Origin of the sequence: Streptococcus sp. LYSM12 (genome assembly GCF_004569635.1) — a bacterium.
In the GTDB taxonomy this organism is placed as follows: Bacteria; Bacillota; Bacilli; order Lactobacillales; family Streptococcaceae; genus Streptococcus.
In genome coordinates this window covers 50,398-67,871 of the sequence record NZ_SPOZ01000016.1, presented here as the reverse complement: position 1 = coordinate 67,871, position 17,474 = coordinate 50,398, and the positions used below count along the sequence as shown (strand labels likewise).

The window sequence follows — 17,474 nt, the reverse complement described above, 5'->3', positions numbered from 1 at the left end:
TGGAAAACAGCAGATGCTTCAGAAATACTACCAGTTTTGTCACAGTATGCGAGGACTTTTTTACGAAAATCTAGTGAATATGCCATAAAAACATGATATCACAAATGTACTGTTTTTACTTCATTTTACTATACACTTCATCACAGCAGTAAGTCGTTGTCTTTATCCTCCAATCCAGCTTTCTATACGTCCTCGTATCTTATATAAAATCCATAAGGTTTACTTTTCTTTTAAATTTTTGTTATACTAGATGGAAGACAAGAAAGGACCTCCAGATGACCCCTAATAAAGAAGATTATCTAAAATGTATCTATGAAATTAGTACGCAAAAAAAGAAAATCACCAACAAGGAAATTGCACAACGGATGCAAGTGTCTCCACCTGCTGTCACTGAAATGGCGAAACGAATGATTGAAGAAGGTCTGATTCAAAAAGATAAACAGGCGGGCTATCGGTTGACACTTCTCGGGCAAAACATGGTAGCCCGTCTCTATCGCAAGCATCGTTTGATTGAGGTCTTTCTCCTTGAACATCTTGGCTATACCAGCCACCAATTACATGAAGAGGCTGAAGTCCTTGAACACACCGTTTCAGACTACTTCATCGATCAATTAGATAGCTTTCTGGGCTCTCCCAAGACTTGCCCGCATGGAGGCACCATTCCCCTCAAAGACCACCTCTTAGAGGAACAGTACCAGGATACTCTCGACAAGGTCACAGAACTTGGAAGCTACCGCTTGGTGCGGATGAATGATTCGTTCCCTCTACTTCAATTCCTTGAACAAATCAATCTCGCCTTGAATGATCATTTTACTGTGCAACAAATTGATACCTTTACCCAAAACATTCTCATTCAATACAAGGAAGCAACCATTGCTATCCCCTTTGCCATTGCAAATGAATTGTATATCGAAGCAACATAAAAGACCTGAGCCCTCGTTCACTACATGGTTGTTCAGGTCTTTTTCATCTTATTTATTTTTTGTATCTAGCAAGACAGTCACAGGGCCGTCATTGATAAGAGAAACCTCCATATCTGCTCCAAAAACACCTGTTTGAACAGAAACAAACACTCCCAAGGCTTGATTCAACTCCTCATAGAGTTTCTTAGCAAAATCTGGCGCAGCCGCTCCTGTAAAAGCTGGACGGTTGCCCTTTTTCGTGTCCGCAAACAGAGTAAACTGTGAAATAGACAGGATTTGCCCTCCGATATCCTGAACAGAGCGATTCATTTTCCCCTCTTCATCCGAAAAAATCCGCATATGGGCAATCTTTCTCACCGCATAGTCCACATCCTCTTGACAATCATCCGGTCCAATCCCCACCAAGAGAACCAAGCCTTGTTGAATGTGTCCGTGAATTTGTTGTTGGATGCTGACTGCAGCCTCTGTTACCCGCTGAATGACGATTTTCATTTACTCACCTACCCATTTGTTCGTTTAACAGAGTACACTTCTGGCACTGATTTGATTTTATCGACAAGGCTAGTCAAGGTTGCAAGGTTTGAAATCCCAAAAGACACATGGATGGTCGCAAATTTCATATCTTTGGTCGGCTGAGCATTGACAGAGGAAATATTCTTACTTGAATTGGTCAAGACTTTCAAGACATCATTAAGGAGCCCAGAGCGGTTGAGACCATAAATATCAATATTAGCCATATATTCCTTACTGGATGGCTCATCCTCCCAAGATACATCAATCAAGCGGACTTCATAATTTTCCTGACTTTTCAGATTCATACAGTCCGTCCGATGAACCGCCACACCACGTCCTTTCGTAATGTAGCCCGTAATTTCATCACCTGGAACTGGATTACAACACTTGGCAAGGCGAATCAAGAGCCCTGTCGCTCCTTCAATCACAACACCACCCTCGTGGCGAATTTTGAGGCTATCTTTATTATCCTGCTTGATTTCACCACCGTTGACCAATTCATCTGCAACAGCTTTAGCCTTGGCACGTTCTGCCTCCCGCCGTTCTTTTTCCGTCAGGCGGTTAACAATGGACATAGCCGAAATTTCACCAAAACCAACCGCTGCAAACAACGCCTCATCGGTTTTATAACTCGTTTTCTGCAATACATCATCTAAGTGCTTGCGATCCAAGTATTGATTGGCCACGTAGCCATTTTCCTGCAGGAGGGTCTGAACTAGTTCACGCCCTTTGTTAATAGACAATTCCTTGTCTTGATTCTTGAAAAATTGACGAATCTTATTTCTAGCCTTATGCGTTTTTACCAGATTAACCCAATCGCGACTTGGACCAAAGGAATTAGCACTCGTGATAATCTCAACTTGATCCCCTGTTTTTAATTTGGTAGTCAAGGGAACCATACGACCATTGACCTTAGCACCTGTCGCTTTTTCTCCAACTTTCGTATGAATCTCATAAGCAAAATCAATCGGAACCGAGTCCTTAGGCAACTCTCTGACCGACCCGTCTGGTGTAAATACATAAATCCGCTCAGTGAAAATATCGTCCTTGACAGAATCGACAAAGGTCTGCGCATCACCAGCATCTGCCTGTAATTCTATCAAATTAGTAATCCATTTAAGCTCTTGTTGACTAGCTGTAGCCTTTCCACCGCGCTTATAAGCCCAGTGGGCTGCCACTCCATATTCTGCCACTTGGTGCATTTCTGCAGTCCGAATTTGAAACTCAATCGGTCCCTTTGGACCATAGACCGTCGTATGGATTGACTGGTAACCATTTGCCTTAGGATTCGCAATATAATCCTTAAACCGACCTGGCATCGGACGCCATAACTCATGGATGTAGCCCAACATAGCATAAACATCACTTGGCGTTTCCATGATACACCGAATAGCAATCAAATCATATAGCTGGTCAAACCGCTTCTTCTTATCGTGCATTTTTCGATAGATTGAATAAATATGCTTCGGACGACCGTAGATATGACCATGGAGATGATGATCACTCGCAAACGCGCGAATCTTATCAACTACCTCATTGACCAGGGCTTCCCGTTCCCTACGCTTTTCAGTCATGAGGTGCGTAATTTTGTAAAACTCTGCCTCATTCAAATAGCGAAAGGCCATATCTTCCAATTCCCACTTGATAGAAGAAATCCCCAAACGATGAGCAAGCGGTGCATAGATTTCCATTGTTTCACGTGAAATACGCTCCTGCTTGTCCTTGCGCAAATGCTTCAAAGTCCGCATATTATGCAAACGATCCGCCAACTTGACCAAGATGACACGCATATCCTTAGACATGGCAATCAACATTTTGCGGTGATTTTCAGCCAACTGTTCTTCGTGTGACTTGTACTCAACCTTACCGAGCTTCGTCACCCCATCTACAATCATCCGAACATCAGAACCAAACTTCGCTTCCATTTCATCTAATGTAACGTCCGTATCTTCCACTACATCATGCAAAAAACCGCAAGCAACCGTCACTGCATCAAGCTGCAAACCCGCCAAAATCCCAGCTACCTGAATCGGGTGGATGATGTAGGGCTCACCTGATTTGCGAAATTGCTGACTATGAGCCTCAAGAGCATAATCCAGGGCTTTGCGTACAAAGACCACATCCTCTTCCGGCATATACTGAGCCGTCAGATCAATGACATCTTCTCCTGTTAGATTGATTTCTTTCATCTTGTCTTCCTCATTCTCAAACTGTTTCTTACTATTTTACCACTTTCAAGCCAAAAGAAAAAGGCGAGAAGAGCCAAAGTACCTGACAAACATAGGAACTTAACATTTCCGCACCTTTCTTTCTGAACCAAACGGTTTATACAAGGTGTTCCTATAGGGAAAGTAAGGACTATTAAAATTCAAAAAACACAGGCTTCACCCTAAAAAACGTTCGTGCATTTGTCCCGAATCAACAATCTAAATCTATCCATGACAATCCTTATCCTCCTACCACATCAACCAAGGACTGAACGCTATCCTATATAAATGAAAGCATCTCAGGCTACTTGTTTTATAGTGAATTCCAAAATAAAATAGCCACCAATTTCGAGTGACTATCCATTCCTGCCTAATACTCTAAACGGCACAATCTGACGAAGCAACAAAACCGACGGTCGAGTTGAAATTTAGCACGGTAACAAACGACAGAAAAAAGCTGATTGTTATAGTCATTTCGTTTATATTTTTAATACTTCGTTCACTCGTCTTGCTGTACTCCAGTACTACCTGCGACTCCTTGCCTAGTACTAAAAATAAACGAAACGGCTATAAAGAAGTATCACATCAACTCTTTCAAGACACTAACACTCGCTAGAGCGTAGAGTGGAGCTGTTTCTGCTCGCATAATCCGTGGACCAAGACCAATCTTGTAGCCCCCCTTGGTTTCAAATTGTATGACTTCGGCAGGAGACAGTCCGCCCTCGGGACCGAAGATAAAAAGAATTTTTTCACTGCCCCTGAGATTTGACAGAACCTCTACCAAGGTCGAGCATTCCCCTACTTTAGCAGACTCTTCATAGGCAATGAAAACAGTATCAAACTGGTCAAGCGCTCCAAGAAAATCTGACTTGCTAGCAAATAAGCTAACATCAGGCACTCGATTACGCTTACTCTGCTCGGCTGCTCCTAGGGCAGTTTTCTGCAATTTTTCAGTCTTTTTTATAATCTTTTTGTCGTCCCATTTGACCACCGACCAGTCTGCTGGAAAAGCCCAGAACTGGCTTGCTCCCAACTCAGTCGTTTTCTGAACGAGAAATTCCAATTTATCACCCTTGGGAAAACCACAAGCAATCGTAATATCTACTGGTAATTCGACCTGATCTGGCAATTTCTCCATTACTTCAAAACGGTATTCTTTTTCGTCAACCACACGTGCTAAGCGCTTGATACCATCATCAAAAACCAAGATTACTTGGTCATCTTTTGCCAACCGCATGACTTGAAACATGTGCTTAATAGTATCTTTGTCTTCAATCACCAAATTCCTACCTGCACTACCTTTTACAAAATACTGTTGCATCTAGCCTCCTATCACCCCGGACCTGTCTCTCGTTTTCTTGAAAATAGCCGCATTCCATTCCCCTTGAATCATCTGAGTTTCAAGGAAAAATCCTGCTGATTCAGCTGCTGTTCGAACCATTTCCCACTTGGTCGCAATAATCCCACTCATGATGAGATAGCCCTCATCTTTGAGCAAGCGATAGGCATCATCTGTCAAATGCACCAAAATATCCGCCAAGATATTGGCCACAATAACATCTGCTTCTAGCTCTACACCACGAAGCAAGTCCCCTGTCTGCACTGTAATATTTTCTGCATGGACATTGAGGTCAATATTCTCCTGAGCTACACGCACCGCAACTTCATCAAGGTCATAGGCATGGATTTCACCAGCCCCAAGAAGCGAACTCGCAATCGAAAGTACCCCGCTTCCAGTCCCCACATCAAGAACACGCTCGCCACCTCGCAATACTTGCTCCAAAGCAAACAGGCTCATCTTGGTCGTAGGATGCGTTCCAGTCCCGAAAGCCATCCCAGGATCTAAACAAATCACCCTCTCACCTACTGTCGCTTCATAGTCCGTCCACGATGGCACAATGGTCAAATCATGAGTAACCCGTGCTGGCTCATAGTATTTCTTCCAATTATCCGCCCAATCTTCCTCATCCAAGGCTTGATCCTCCAAACGAACTGTACCGGGGTCTAAAAAGTCACTGACCTCATCCAAGCGCGCCAACAAGGCTGTTTTAATGGACTCAATCGCTAGATTCTCTGGATAATAAGCAATCATCGTAACCAAGTCCGATTGCTCCTTTTCAGGCACAATTTCACCAAACAAGTCTTCCTTGTTTAGGTAATCTGCCGTATCTTCAATCGCAACACCCTGCGCACCTAGCTCAATCAAGAGATTGGACACAATCTCCTCTCCCTGACGCTCAAACTGCACCCGTAATTCCTGCCACATCGTCTCTCCACTCCTTTACTCACCGATTTCTTGGTTAATACCTCGGATAAGGGAAAAAGTCCCTTTCTGCCAACTTCACTCTACCGGCTTCAAATGCTTCCTTATCCCAAGCAATAGCAAATTCTTCTGCCTCATCATCTGCTAAAAAGTCCATGAGATCATCTAATCCCTTTTCTGCCGTTTCTGCTAAAAATGCAACAAAATAAGCGATAAATTCACTAGATAGACCTTTTTTTGGCTCATACGGAATGGCAACCAAATAGTCCTCTTCCTTGACCCTTGATTTCAAAGGATTGTAAAACAAGACTACTTCTTCAAAGAAAATATCTTCGGTCGTTGTATTTCCCTCATCATCTACGGTTTCAATACCCGCCTTATTTTCTACTTCCAGTAAAAAAGCAACCTCTACCGAATGATTTTTCTTGTCCCACTCCATTTCAAAATCATAGGGAAATCCCTGCTCCATTTTCTGATCCAATACATCTAAAAATCCGTACTTACTCATCTTGCCTCACTTTACATTATTTATGGTAGAATATATAGATAAGTGTAACATAAAACTAGCTAAAAAGATAGAAAGGACGAAATCGCATGATTGACAATCTTGCTCTTAGAATGCGTCCCAAAACGATTGATCAGGTCATTGGGCAAAACCACTTGGTCGGTGAAGGAAAAATTATCCGCCGCATGGTAGAAGCCAATCGTCTGTCTTCCATGATTTTGTATGGTCCACCAGGGATTGGCAAGACCAGTATTGCTAGCGCCATTGCAGGGACATCAAAGTACGTCTTTCGTACTTTTAACGCTACCGTTGATACCAAAAAACGTCTCCAAGAAATTGCAGAGGAAGCCAAATTCTCTGGAGGTCTGGTTCTACTACTTGATGAAATTCATCGCTTGGACAAGACCAAACAAGATTTTTTACTCCCCTTGCTTGAAAATGGCCACCTCATCATGATTGGTGCGACTACAGAGAATCCTTTCTTCTCCGTGACACCTGCTATTCGTAGCCGCGTTCAAATTTTTGAGCTAGAACCTCTCTCAAACGACGATATCAAAGCAGCCGTTCAGACGGCGATTTCAGATTCTAAACGCGGTTTTGACTTTCCTGTTACAGTAGATCATGATGCACTTGATTTCATTGCAACTAATACAAATGGAGACTTGCGTTCTGCATTTCATTCCTTAGAATTAGCCGTCCTATCTACTCCTGAAAATGCTAGAGGGATTCGCCACATCACACTCGATACCATGAAAGATAGCCTCCAAAAAAGCTACATCACGATGGATAAGAATGGAGACGGACACTACGATGTTCTATCTGCCCTTCAAAAATCAATCCGAGGAAGCGACGTCAATGCTAGTCTTCACTACGCTGCTCGTCTGATTGAGGCCGGCGATTTACCAAGTCTTGCCAGACGCCTCATGGTCATCGCCTACGAAGACATCGGGCTTGCCAATCCCGACGCCCAACTCCATACCATGGCTGCTCTTGAAGCTGCCCAAAAACTCGGTTTTCCAGAAGCCCGCATTCCCATTGCCAATATCGTCATTGACCTTGCTTTATCTCCTAAGTCAAATTCCGCCTATTTAGCTATCGATCAGGCTCTGGCTGATCTTAAGAAAAATGGACATCTGCCAATTCCAAGGCATCTCCGCGACGGCCATTACAAGGGAAGTAGGGAGTTAGGCAATGCCCAAGACTATCTCTATCCCCATAAGTTCCCTGAAAAATGGGTGGATCAACAATACCTACCTGATAAACTCCTTCATCAGCACTATTTCAAAGCTAATGAAACTGGCAAATACGAGCGGGCTCTCAAGCTAACTCAAGAAAAAATTAGGGAATTAAAAAAACAGACGGCACCAAAGCCTTGACAGGGAAACGAAACAGCTCTTTTAGAGAACGCTTTCTTTTTTGTCAATTTTCTCTTGATTTTTTTTCAAAATATGGTAAGATAAGTACATAGATAAGAACTGCTGTGGTATACGAATTCATACCTATGTGTTGACCGACTATTTTTGTATTACTAGGGAAACAAGAGCTTTCTAACAGTATGCAGGCCGTCTCACACGGAAGCGACTGAAGTTAGAAACGAGTTACCCACCTGCTACTTACTGTGCGGGATCAATACAATTCCTGAATCACCGGTACCAATACAGCATTTTCTTTTCCTTCCTTAGCTCAGCTGGCAGAGCAGCGGACTCTTAATCCGTGGGTCGTAGGTTCGATCCCTACAGGGAGGATATTCGCATCACTCCGTAAGCCTTGTCCCGCAAGGCTTTTTTGCTTGTGATAAGCAAATTTGTTCTACTTCTAATTTTCTTTTACCTTTCTTTATTACACTTTTAAATATTGCCTTACTTCCTCAAATTCTGCCTGTTGAATTTCTTTTAGAAGATGTCCATACGTTTCTATCAACTGCTGAATATCTTTATGACCTAATATTTTTGCGACCACCCAACTATCAACTTTCTTTGCCAACAAATAACTGCCATAAGTATGCTAAAGTTCCCCTTATACTCATTTTCATGAAAGACCATCCTAAATAAAATATTTGCGCTTACAATATCTTTGTGCTATTATACTAAACAATAGGAGGAAAAATATTGATGTTTTGGACTATTTTGCATTATTTCCTGTCAAATTTTATACTTTTTTATATCATTTTATTTTTTTCTATAAATAATATACATGAAAAAAAGAAAAAAATTCTTCTATTTATTAGTTGTTTTGAATTCTTTCGATTTGTTATGCTGTATTTTGTTTTACCTAATGTTTTATAAATGAAACATTTCAGTAATACTTAACTAATTTCAAAAATAGCAAATGTTTGTAAAATCAAAAACTAGTTTTCAAGAGAAAGCGAACGTAGTGAGCTAAAAGGCTACTTCTGCCGTAGTGGTATCCCCGGCAATAAGTACCTTGTTGCTGAGGACGGGATGAGGCTGGGCGCCGCTTTGTTCCACCCCCCGAAAGTTGTAGAAATAATTATTGTAAGGATTTAATTCTGTATTGCCCAGGACTAAGCCCTGCCACTTAGAAAAACCTTTTATAGTCATTTAGTTTATATTTTATTACTTCGTTAACTTGTCTTGCTGTACTCCAGTACTACCTGCGACTCGTTGCCTAGTACTAAAAATAAACGAAACGGCTATAAAAATAGAAAAAACGTTCCAAAGTCAAATCGACGTTGGAACGTTTTCAATATACTCCGTTATGGGGCGTTCGCCAAATTGCCTTTTTAACGCAATCGAAGCTCGTCGGAAAACAACGTTTTCTCAATCATCTAAGTCATTAAAAACATAGCTACTTCGACTGTAGCCGATAACAACTGTGGCTACCTTTAGGGTTAAACTACATCAGTCACATTCAAGCATTAAACTCAGCATTCACCACTTCGAGCGCCCGCTCGATGACCCGATCCATGTCGTAATATTTGTAGTCTGCTAGACGCCCACAGAAAATGACCCTATCCTTGATTGCCTCTGCCTCCATTGCATAATTGGCAAAAATGGCATTGTTTTTTGCATTGTTGATCGGATAATAAGGCTCCTCACCCTTTTGCCAATCAACTGGGTATTCTTTAGTGACAACTGTTTTTTCCTGATGACCAAATTCAAAATGCTTATGCTCAATCATCCGAGTATAAGGTACTTCTCGCTCAGTATAATTCACTACAGCATTCCCTTGATAATTATCCGTCTCAAGCACTTCATGTTCAAAACGAAGCCCCCGGTAGTCCAATTCCCCATGCTTGTAGTCAAAGTACTGGTCAATCATCCCTGTAAAGACAACCTTTTGAGCCTGGGCTTCCCAATCCAATCTCTTTTCAAAGAAATCTGCATTCAACTCGACCTCAATACCCTCTAACATCTTCTCGATGATGACATTATAGCCTTTCTCTGGAATTCCTTGATAGCGGTCATTGAAATAATTATTATCAAAGGTAAACCGAACCGGTAAGCGTTTGATAATAAAAGGTGGCAAATCCGTCGCAGACCGTCCCCATTGCTTTTCCGTATAGCCCTTGATCAGGATTTCATAGACATCTTTCCCAATCAAATTCAGAGCCTGCTCCTCTAAATTACGCGGTTCTATATCTTGTAAATGCTGAGTCTGCTCTGCTATTTTCTCCTTGACTTCTTGCGGAGTCTTAGTTCCCCACATGGCATAGAAAGTATTCATATTGAAAGGCAGATTATACAATTTCCCTTGATAATTGGCTACAGGAGAATTGATATAATGATTAAATTCCGAAAATTGATTTACATAGTCCCAAATCCGTTTATTGGATGTATGGAAAATATGTGCTCCATATTTATGAACCTTAATCCCTTCAATTAGTTCACAATAAATATTACCTCCAATGTGGCCTCGCTTATCAATCACTTTTACTTTCTTGCCACGCTTGGTCGCCTCATAGGCAAACACCGCTCCTGACAAACCTGCTCCCACAACCAGATAATCGTACATGTTCTCTCTTCTTTCATCTAACTACTCTTTGAAAATCAAAAGGATACTTTATCAACTTAACTTGATGAGTCAAAAGCTCCAGTGAAGCTTTCAGCCTGTTCCTTTAAAATGTAAAGGAACAGCCTTCTACCTTCAATTACGTTTCCTCGTCTAATGTTAATTTTCTTTGAGTATAACTAGTTACACTGGACAATCTATCTATCAGATTTCCCTACAAACATCATGTTCCCATTATATCACAAATCGTAGTCTATTGTTCATCCCGTCTTATCTGCTCATATTGGCTCGTTCCATCCCGCAGTTTCTCCCAAATGACAACTTGGTTTTGTGAAAGAGATTTCTGCACATCGATAATACGCTGGTTACTCGAACCACGAAATTGCAACATAAGATTGCGTTTGGTTCGGTCATAACGTCCGTCGACCAGGATATCAATATGACGTAGCAATTCCAATTTATCAGGTGTTTCTAGCATCATTTCTTCCCAAGTATACCCCGTCCAGGACCAAATATCCTTGTCAGGTAGCTCCCTACGAATTCTGTGAACCAAAGGAATGAGAATGCCCGTATTCAAAAACGGCTCCCCACCTAGCAAAGTCAATCCCTGTACATATGGCTGGGCAAGATCTTGTAGTATTTGTTCTTCTAACTCCTTTGTGTAAGGAATACCCGCCTTAAAGGACCATGTCGCGACATTATAACAGCCCTCACAATGGAACATACAGCCTGCAACGTAGAGAGAATTGCGCACCCCTTCTCCATCTACAAAATTAAAGGCCTTATAATCAATAATTCGTCCCTGGCTCAACTCTTCACTTTTCCACTCTTGTGGCTTCGGATTATTCATAACTCCTCCACATCAATCCAATAGCGCTCCGTTTCCCCAACTTGATTTTCCAACTGTCCACCTTGTGACAGAATAGTACGACGACTAGCTTCATTCCCCACATGGCAGGTCACTAGTACACGGGAAATATTCTTAGACATTGCTTCTAACAAGCCAAGATATAACTGTTCCTTGGCATAGCCTTTGCCACGCTCACTCGGACGAATGCTGTAGCCGATATGACCTCCGTGCTGTAGCAAGGATTCATTAAGACTCAAGCGCAAATTCAAAAAACCAAGTGACTGATTGCTATCATCAAAGGAGACATACTGGATTGACGGAACAACATTCGCTGGGAGCCCCACTCCCATTTCCGCAGTCACATTTCTTTCTAACCAGCTCTCATAGTCAAAATCCTCCTCACCCCAAAAACCATCCATAGGACTATCCATGCTACGAAATTCCTCTATCATCTCTAAAATGGCTGTTTTATCTGCTAGAGTTGGTCTTCTCAATTCCATCGTTTCCTCCTGATGATAGAGGGAGGACCAATGCCCTCCCTCTATCATTTATTTCCCTTGTTTTTTCAAAAATTGTTCCCTTAACTGGGCAATCTTATCCTTTTTATTCATACCACCCTTAGAATATTTTTCGTGGTACCGCTCGACAAGAGCTTTTCCCTTATCATCTAGTTGGTATTTCCCCATTTGTATCTCCTTTTACATGTATCGTTGAGCCATTCATATGTTTGACACGCGCAGCAATCTCCTTGTGACGACCGTTGACCATAGGTCTCGCCTGCGGATTACCTAAGTAGCCACAGGTACGCTTGACCACATCAACCGTTTTAGGGTCTGTATTGCCACAATTTGGACATTTAAATCCCCGTTCAGTCGGGGTAAAATCACCCTCAAAATGACATGGATAGCAGCGATCAATCGGGGTATTCGTTCCCAGATACCCTACACGGTCATAAGCAAAATCCCAAACGGCCTCCAAAGCCTTAGGGTTTTGTTGCAAGACAGGATATTCACAATAATGGATAAAGCCTCCTGTCGCACCTGCCTCTGGATAAGCTTTTTCGAATGCTAATTTTTCAAAAGGCGTTGGATTTTTACGCACATCATAATGGAATGAATTCGTATAATAGTCCTTATCCGTAATGTCCTTGACCATACCGAATTTTTCCCGGTCCAAACGACAAAAACGATCTGTCAAACTCTCAGAGGGTGTCGAATAAATCGAAAAATGGACATCATACTCCTCTGACCAGACACTTGCCTGCTCTTTCATGACACGAATTATATCCAGCGTAAATTCTTTGGCAGCTGGATTTGTCTCCCAAGCGCCTCCATAAAAAACAGTAGCAACTTCATACAAGCCAATATAGCCTAGAGAAATCGTTGCCCTGCGGTTGATAAAGAGTTTTCCCACTTCCTCATCTTTAGCTAAGCGATTCCCAAAAGCTCCATACTGGTAGAGAATCGGAGCATTAGCTGGACGTGCCTCCATGACCCTATGCATGCGATAAACCAGAGCATCTTTAGCAATTCCCATCCGTTCCTCAAAAATATCCCAAAACTTGAGTATGTCACCTCCAGATTCCATGGCAATTCTAGGAAGATTGAGGGTCACAACCCCAAGATTCATTCGCCCAGAATTGACTTCCTCCCCATTTTCATCTAGCCATCCCTGTAAGAAAGAACGACACCCCATCGGCGCTTTAAATGAGCCCGTTAGGTCAATAATCTTATCATAAGACAAGATATCTGGATACATCCGCTTGGTCGCACATTCCAAGGCCAACTGCTTGATGTCATAGTTGGGGCTACTTTCTTCCAAGTTTAACCCCCGTTTCAGGGTGAAAATCAACTTAGGAAAAATAGCTGTCCGTTTTTCACTGCCCAAGCCCTCAATTCGAATCCGCAAAATTGCTTTTTGAATTTCACGCTCCAACCAGGAAGTTCCTAATCCAAATCCCAAAGACGTAAAGGGCGTCTGCCCATTTGAGGTAAATAAGGTGTTAATTTCATATTCCAACGACTGCATGGCATCATAAATATCTTTTTGGGTCTTTTCACGTGCGTAGTCTTCCTGCTTTTCAGGCAAAACCCACTGGCTTGCCTCTTTCAAATGCTTCTGATAATTCAGCTCTGCATAAGGGGCTAGTAACTCATCTACCCGATCTGCCGTACAACCACCATATTGACTTGAAGCAACATTGGCAATAATTTGTGAAATCTGAGCAGTAGCCGTCTGAATGGATTTTGGACTCTCTACCTCGGCATTGCCAATCTTAAAGCCATTGGCCAGCATACCCTTGAAATCAATCAAACAGCAATTAGTCATCGGCGTATAGGGACTATAATCCAAATCGTGAAAATGAAGATCTCCCTTTTGATGGGCATTAGCCACATGGGCTGGCAATAGTTTGAGACCAATGGATTTTCCAACAATACCAGCTGTCAAATCACGCTGAGTATTAAAAACATCACTATCCTTATTGGCATTTTCATTGACCACCGTTTGATCCTTAGTCAAGAGCTTTTCAATGGTAAAGTTGATATCCATGGCTTGGTGACGTTCAAAATCCCGCTTGGTTCGGTACTGAATATAGACTTCTGCTAATTCATACAGGTGAGCTTTCAGCAATTCTTGCTCAACAATCGTCTGAATTTCATAAATCTGAATATCCTGATGAAAACGACGACTAATCTCAGCTAATACAGCCTCTACAACCTGTTGGAGCCTCTCTCTTGAGCAAGGATGCTCTAGCTCATTGCTCGCTCGACCAAGCGCTCCCAAAATCTTATCTGCATCAAATGTAACAGCACGTCCGTCTCGCTTTAGAACAAGAATATCCGGCATTATTATCTGTTTTGTTTCTACCAACATTTCACTCTCCTTTCCGATTCTCTTCAAAAATTAAAACAATGCTTCGTCAGCTTGACTCGGTGAACTAGTGAGAAAAGTCATTACTTTTCTTATCCCCGCTTGAAATAGTTATCAACTACTTTCAGCCTGCTTTTGATTTTCATTGCGTATTCGTCTTTCTCTAGTGTATCACTTCACAAATATAAAATCAACATCTAGTATCATTTTGCTTATTATTTCTTCAAAAACACAATATATAGATACCTCTCCCACTAAAAAATGATTACTTTCGCAATCATTTTATTCTTTTTTCTCATATACAGCGAGCTGCCTCGTCTCTAGCTCTACCTCTTCGTAATTCTTTTCTAAATTTGATTGAATGCTATCAAAAAGTGGAAGCTGCGTATTGACGACAATATAGCGCGCCTCATTCTTATTTAAATCAAAGGCAAGACCATCCTGATTGGTCTTCGTATCTAAATAAGGACTAGCTGTCAAAATTTCTCCTGCTGATAGGCGTTCACTCTGAAGATATATCTGAGCGCTATCATCCCAGGCATAAATTTTATCCGAACTTTGCGAATGCTCCTTGATATAGTAAGCCACTTCTTGGCGATCCTTTAGCACATCACTAACAATAAAGTAGGCAACAGCCGGTTTCACCAATAAGAGTAATAAAAGCCCTAGCAATGGCAGATAGATATGAGATTGGAGGTAAGAGTAATGACTCATCTTTTTAGCAAGTAATGCTTCATTTTCAGTGATAGACGAAAGTCCCAGTAAGGCCATGATAAAACCATATGGTAAAAGCAGCACCAAATGACTCTGTTCAAATCGTCCACCTGCTACTAGAAATAAGAGCTGCAAGACAAAAGCCACTACAATGAGACTCTTAAAATAAACCAATTTCCCCTGTCCCATTGATAGCAATAAATAAAACAGATTCTTTAAAAATCCCGACAAAAGTAAGAACAAAGAAACTTGAATAAGGGTCCAAACCAGACGATTATCTGAAATCTTCAAAGAAAACTCATAAAAAAATGTCTGTTGGATGGCAGCCCCTAAGACTTGCTCTACAAAAGTGTAATACCCCACCGAATAAACGATAAGAAGAAAACCAAAGATGGTTGCTAAGGCTTGATACACACCTCTTGCTTTCTGACGCTGTGCTACATTGTAAACGGTCAATACAACAGCTGACACCACCCATAGCAAGACACTCTTAGGATAAATCATAAAAGCAATAGCAGCGTAAATGCCGTATAAAATGAATCCTTCATCACGAGTTGCTCGTTCAACATAACGCAGTACAAACCACAAACCAGCCAGAACAAACGGTAGTGCAAATAAACTTGCTTGGACACCCCCACTATTCAACGCTATAATAAACAGGTAAAACCAATGCTGTAAGCTCACAGCCACACGACTTGATTGGCTGATGTAGTTACAAATTTTATAAAAATAAATACCTGCAACAAATAAGGCAAGCCATTGTAAGAAAACAAGGCCTACTGTCGTCCCGAATGCGGAACCAACGTACACCAATAAATAATACAAGACCCCACTCGTACCAAAAAATTGTCCATAAGGATTCTGACCAGCATGCATGGCAAAGCCTGCATACAAATCCTGTGACTGCATATTCGTAGCAAACGAGGTTAAAAACGGATTCGCAACGCTAAGAAGACTCAAGATTACACTCCACAATAAGGAGGGGATTATCTTGGTTTTTTGTATATTTTTTTGAAAATCTTCATTAAAGGATAGCGGCTGCCTTTCTTGATGAACACGACGACCGCGTCTTGAGTAACTCTCTGAACGACTGTATGTCACTTCTGTCTCTGTCATTGGATTCTCCTTACACAATTCATTTTATTATAACAAAAAGTACACCGTCTGTCATTTCTTATTTCGAAGATACACAATCAAAACAGAGCACCCTCACTCTTGAAAACGGTGATGAATTCACCTCTTAACTCCTCAAAAAAATCATTATTTCTTCGTCTGTCATACCTATTTATTCGTAAAGCGAAAACATTTTTAGAGAGTGTTGACTATTTTTATATATTTCCGAACTTCTGAAATAAAGTAGAGTGAACCTGTGATAAATAATAACTCATCAGCTTTGGCATTCATTTCCCATTTTTGAATAAATTGTACATAATCTGCTACGTAGGGTAACTCATCTAGGCAATCCCTTTCTTCCATACTGCCATCATAGGCAAAACTGGTTAATATCAACTCAGCGTGCGGTATCCTTTTTTGGATATACCCCAACATTTCTCTGAAATCCTTTCGTTTTAAAGCTGAAAAGAGAATGGTTACCCTGTGCTCAGAAAGAGACTGTATGAACTCCACCAAGCGTTCAATGGCTGGAAGATTATGAGCTCCGTCCAAATAAATCTGTCCCTGCTGCCCGACTTTTTCTAAACGTCCTGCCCAGGTTGTTATTTCCAAGGATTGTCGTACAAATGTTTGCTCTATTGGCAATTTGCGTTCTTCCATGAGTAAATGAAAAGCCTGCAAAGCAAGAGCTGCATTTTCTTCTTGATGTTGACCCGCCAATCCTAGCCTAAGTCCTTCAAGCCTACTCATCTTATTTGTAAATAAGCCATCTGTCAGGGAAAAATCGACTCCTTCGCAATAAATCGGTGCTTGCAAGAGGGCTGCCTTTCTACGACAAATTTCAAGAGCTACAGAATCCACAGGACCGACTAATATCGGAACTCCCGATTTTATAATACCTGCTTTTTGCTCTGCAATCTCTTCTATGCGAGAACCGAGTAAATCTTGGTGATCTAAACCGATGGAGGTGATAATCGTCACCATAGGCTCTACGATATTGGTTGTATCCAGCAAACCACCTATCCCCGCCTCAATCAGGGCAAAGTCCAACGCTTGCTCCTTAAAATAGAGCAACATGACCAAGGTCAGTACCTCAAAATACCGAAAAGGCTCGTAGACTCGTTCCACTTCTTGTTCCAACACGAAAATCTTCTCTAGCAATTCTTGAAAAATAGCGTCTGGAATGGGCTCGCCATTAACACAAATACGATCATGAACCGTTACCATGTGCGGAGACACAAAAGCTCCAACACAAAAACCTTGCGATTCTAGTAAGTTCTTTAAAAAGGCTATGGTAGAACCTTTTCCATTAGTGCCAGCTACATGAACAACGGGCAAAGCTTTCTCGGGATGTCCCAACAAATCTAGACTATACTGTACTTTCTCTATCTTATAACGATAAACCTGTCCCTGCTTCATTTGCAACCATCTATCTAATCTTGTCATTTCTACCTCCATGCTTTTTCCATAGTAGCAACTTTCCGTTAAAAAATCAAAAAAATGATGGGTTATTTCACCCACCAATCTGACCAGTCAACAGTAG

The 17,474-nt window shown here is 41.5% G+C and carries 15 protein-coding genes, 1 tRNA gene, 1 other RNA gene and 1 pseudogene; 4 read left to right on the top strand and 14 right to left on the bottom strand.

Annotated features, from left to right (window positions below; genetic code table 11):
- A partial coding sequence (locus E4T79_RS06620) for an IS630 transposase-related protein (protein ID WP_135028820.1) occupies nt 1-86 on the bottom strand: 86 nt, incomplete at its 3' end.
- Between the two features lie 189 nt (nt 87-275).
- On the opposite strand from E4T79_RS06620, the gene E4T79_RS06615 reads away from it, so the two are divergent.
- Entirely contained in the window at nt 276-923 is a 648-nt protein-coding gene (locus E4T79_RS06615; protein ID WP_135028816.1) for a metal-dependent transcriptional regulator, read from the top strand.
- Between the two features lie 48 nt (nt 924-971).
- Here the strand turns inward: E4T79_RS06615 and dtd are convergent, their stop codons facing one another.
- The 5 genes from dtd to E4T79_RS06590 form a co-directional block, all read right to left on the bottom strand.
- Nucleotides 972-1,415 (bottom strand): D-aminoacyl-tRNA deacylase, encoded by a 444-nt coding sequence (gene dtd / locus E4T79_RS06610; protein WP_135028814.1) that lies wholly within the window; start codon nt 1,413-1,415, stop codon nt 972-974.
- An 8-nt stretch (nt 1,416-1,423) separates the two neighbouring features.
- Nucleotides 1,424-3,625, bottom strand: a complete 2,202-nt coding sequence (locus E4T79_RS06605; protein WP_135028812.1) for a bifunctional (p)ppGpp synthetase/guanosine-3',5'-bis(diphosphate) 3'-pyrophosphohydrolase — start codon at nt 3,623-3,625, stop codon at nt 1,424-1,426.
- A gap of 598 nt (nt 3,626-4,223) precedes the next feature.
- Complete coding sequence (locus E4T79_RS06600) at nt 4,224-4,964, bottom strand: 16S rRNA (uracil(1498)-N(3))-methyltransferase (protein ID WP_135028810.1); 741 nt, start codon at nt 4,962-4,964, stop codon at nt 4,224-4,226.
- Complete coding sequence (gene prmA / locus E4T79_RS06595) at nt 4,965-5,909, bottom strand: 50S ribosomal protein L11 methyltransferase (protein ID WP_135028808.1); 945 nt, start codon at nt 5,907-5,909, stop codon at nt 4,965-4,967.
- A 34-nt stretch (nt 5,910-5,943) separates the two neighbouring features.
- Complete coding sequence (locus E4T79_RS06590; protein ID WP_135028806.1) at nt 5,944-6,414, bottom strand: DUF3013 family protein; 471 nt, start codon at nt 6,412-6,414, stop codon at nt 5,944-5,946.
- An 86-nt stretch (nt 6,415-6,500) separates the two neighbouring features.
- On the opposite strand from E4T79_RS06590, the gene E4T79_RS06585 reads away from it, so the two are divergent.
- The 3 genes from E4T79_RS06585 to E4T79_RS06575 all read left to right on the top strand — a co-directional run bounded on the left by E4T79_RS06585 (nt 6,501) and on the right by E4T79_RS06575 (nt 8,156).
- Nucleotides 6,501-7,787, top strand: coding sequence for a replication-associated recombination protein A (locus E4T79_RS06585; protein ID WP_135028804.1), 1,287 nt, complete (start codon nt 6,501-6,503; stop codon nt 7,785-7,787).
- A gap of 96 nt (nt 7,788-7,883) precedes the next feature.
- Nucleotides 7,884-8,079, top strand: a non-coding RNA gene (gene ssrS / locus E4T79_RS06580) — 6S RNA.
- 4 nt (nt 8,080-8,083) lie between these two features.
- A tRNA-Lys gene (locus E4T79_RS06575) sits at nt 8,084-8,156 on the top strand.
- Between the two features lie 94 nt (nt 8,157-8,250).
- Here E4T79_RS06575 and E4T79_RS06570 read toward each other — a convergent pair.
- The 8 genes and pseudogenes from E4T79_RS06570 to E4T79_RS06540 all read right to left on the bottom strand — a co-directional run.
- Nucleotides 8,251-8,415 (bottom strand): annotated as a pseudogene (locus E4T79_RS06570) (site-specific integrase); the annotation flags it as partial.
- Nucleotides 8,416-9,282: 867 nt separating this feature from the next.
- Nucleotides 9,283-10,386 (bottom strand): UDP-galactopyranose mutase, encoded by a 1,104-nt coding sequence (gene glf / locus E4T79_RS06565; RefSeq protein ID WP_135028800.1) that lies wholly within the window; start codon nt 10,384-10,386, stop codon nt 9,283-9,285.
- 250 nt (nt 10,387-10,636) lie between these two features.
- Entirely contained in the window at nt 10,637-11,233 is a 597-nt protein-coding gene (gene nrdG / locus E4T79_RS06560) for an anaerobic ribonucleoside-triphosphate reductase activating protein (RefSeq protein WP_135028798.1), read from the bottom strand.
- A complete protein-coding gene (locus tag E4T79_RS06555) occupies nt 11,230-11,733 on the bottom strand; it encodes a GNAT family N-acetyltransferase (protein WP_135028795.1) in 504 nt (167 codons plus the stop codon). Before E4T79_RS06555 ends, nrdG begins: the two co-directional genes overlap by 4 nt.
- A gap of 48 nt (nt 11,734-11,781) precedes the next feature.
- On the bottom strand, nt 11,782-11,919 hold the full coding sequence (locus E4T79_RS11060) for a hypothetical protein (protein ID WP_167752644.1): 138 nt from the start codon (nt 11,917-11,919) through the stop codon (nt 11,782-11,784).
- Nucleotides 11,897-14,107: an anaerobic ribonucleoside-triphosphate reductase gene (gene nrdD / locus E4T79_RS06550; RefSeq protein ID WP_135028794.1), complete on the bottom strand. Its 2,211-nt coding sequence runs from the start codon at nt 14,105-14,107 to the stop codon at nt 11,897-11,899. Before nrdD ends, E4T79_RS11060 begins: the two co-directional genes overlap by 23 nt.
- A gap of 279 nt (nt 14,108-14,386) precedes the next feature.
- Complete coding sequence (locus tag E4T79_RS06545) at nt 14,387-15,934, bottom strand: quinol oxidase (RefSeq protein WP_135028792.1); 1,548 nt, start codon at nt 15,932-15,934, stop codon at nt 14,387-14,389.
- 192 nt (nt 15,935-16,126) lie between these two features.
- Nucleotides 16,127-17,377, bottom strand: coding sequence for a folylpolyglutamate synthase/dihydrofolate synthase family protein (locus E4T79_RS06540; RefSeq protein ID WP_135028790.1), 1,251 nt, complete (start codon nt 17,375-17,377; stop codon nt 16,127-16,129).
- Between the last annotated feature and the right edge of the window lie 97 nt (nt 17,378-17,474).